This is a genomic window from Dietzia sp. B44 (genome assembly GCF_014145245.1).
GTDB lineage: Bacteria > Actinomycetota > Actinomycetes > Mycobacteriales > Mycobacteriaceae > Dietzia > Dietzia natronolimnaea.
Genome location: NZ_JAALEF010000400.1, coordinates 1 through 1,822 on the forward strand (window position 1 = coordinate 1; position 1,822 = coordinate 1,822).

The 1,822-nt window shown below is 67.0% G+C and carries 2 protein-coding genes; both read left to right on the top strand.

The features are described 5' to 3' along the window. Positions 1-361: 361 nt before the first annotated feature. On the top strand, positions 362-742 hold the full coding sequence (locus G6017_RS12835) for a hypothetical protein (RefSeq protein WP_017835891.1): 381 nt from the start codon (positions 362-364) through the stop codon (positions 740-742). Positions 743-843: 101 nt separating this feature from the next. Further along, complete coding sequence (locus G6017_RS12840) at positions 844-1,608, top strand: RES domain-containing protein (protein WP_095719472.1); 765 nt, start codon at positions 844-846, stop codon at positions 1,606-1,608. Positions 1,609-1,822 lie beyond the last annotated feature (214 nt).

The window sequence follows — 1,822 nt, forward strand, 5'->3', positions numbered from 1 at the left end:
GTGGCCCCCAAGCCTCCAAATACTCACGATGTCGTCGGTGTATCTGACCTGGAAGTGCTGAGCCATGAATTTCTCCAATTTTGATGCGTCAACTGCTGCGGTGAATTATGCCCGCTGCGGCAAGTCGCGTCGGTTGACCCTGAAAGCTTCATCCGCCCAGTCCGAGTGCGAAGGGGCGCGGTAAGCCGCCTACGAGCCGACCGCGGGTCGTGGCTGCTGGTGTGCTGGCGGCCTCGGTGGCCGTCGGGCGTTGCCGATTGGTGGCATTTGAGTAGCATTGGTGGTGCTGGGAAGTCTGTCCGTAGTCGTCTACCGCCGTGATTGTCGGTGGTCGCGGGAGCTGTTGGAGGGGGTTCGGGAGATGGCGGTGGTGGATCAGGCGATCTTGGCGCATACCGAGACCATGAAGTTGTCGAGCGCGGAGTTGGCGCGTCAGCTGGTGCAGCATCTGGGGCCGACGGTGGTGGCGGTGGCCGCGGGTGTGCGGGACAAGAAGCTGCCGTACAAATGGTCGGCCGACGGCGGTCCGGTGCCGCGGGATGGCGCGTTGCAGCGACTGCAGGTGGCCCACCGGGCGTGGGTGGCGATCGCGACGTCCGAGGGCGCCGATGTCGCCCGGGCATGGTTCATCGGCGCGAACCCCAGGTTGGACGAGCAGCCGCCGTTCATGGCGATCGCGGCAGGCAAGTTCAAGCCGGTGATGAGTGCTGCCGCGGCGTTCGTCGACGGCACCGACAACTAAAACTCGCCCCGTGCCCCTGGCCTACGGGCCGACCCGACGAGCGGTGAAGGGCTACCTAAGGTGGTCCGGGTGAGCATGAGCACCGGTAGAGGATGCCGCCTGTGACAGGCGAGGTCACGGTCTGCGCAAACACGGGCCTGGCACTGCTCCCGGCCGGCGGCCAGTCCGTTTATCGGTTGGCTAAACCCTCCTACGGCGTGCTCAATCCGCCGGCCAGGGGCGTGAGTAGCAGCGAGGACCGGGCGGGGTGGAACCGTTTCGATCTGCCCGGCGAGCAGACCATCTATTGCGCCAGTAGCGCCGAGGGCGCGTACGGCGAGTTGCTGGGCGCGTTAAAGGTCGGCGGCCCCTACCGGGCGCAGGAGTATCTCGATGATCCGGGCGCCGATGATCTCTACGCTCTGATCGCACGCGACTGGAACGATCTGGGGGTTCGGCCACCCGGCGTGGTCGACATCCACTGGTTGTACGCCCACCGCCTGTACACGGTGACACTGCCGGCATCGGGATGGTTCGTGGAGATCGAACACGCACGCACCATCACCTACCTGGCCTCGCATATTCCGCTGTCACTGTGGGAGCGAGGGATCGACGAGATCACCGTGGCGCAGACGCGAAGCGGGGACCGTCATCTGACGACCGAACTGGCCGCCACGCTGGCAGCCGCCCCCCTCGTCGGCCGCACACAGGCGCTGGGCATCCACTACTTCTCCAAGCACGGCACGCACTGGTCCTGCTGGGCGGTGTGGCTGCGCGACGGCGTCGCCGGGGCTCTGGACGCGGGCCCGGGCCAGCCGGTCGCGCCGCCGGCCGACAATGCGGCATTGGCGGCCGTGCTGGACATCTACAACCTCACCGTCCGATAGCCTCAGCTCCCACGCGCCGCGCGCCCTCTGGCCGGCGCCCAGTGGCCCCGTCTGGCTCGTCGCCCGAAGGCGTCCGCGCCGACGGGCACCCAATCCCCACGGTCGCCGCGACACGCCTCGCCCGGACTACCCACCGAACGCGATGTGCGGTAACGTCGGTAACCGAAAACGTTACCGGTTACCTGTTACCGCCTACCCGAACCGGAGGACTGTC

Excerpts from the sequence above, each read along its gene's own strand:
- G6017_RS12835 (WP_017835891.1), top strand. The coding sequence starts at position 362 with ATGGCGGTGGTGGATCAGGCGATCTTGGCGCATACCGAGACCATGAAG.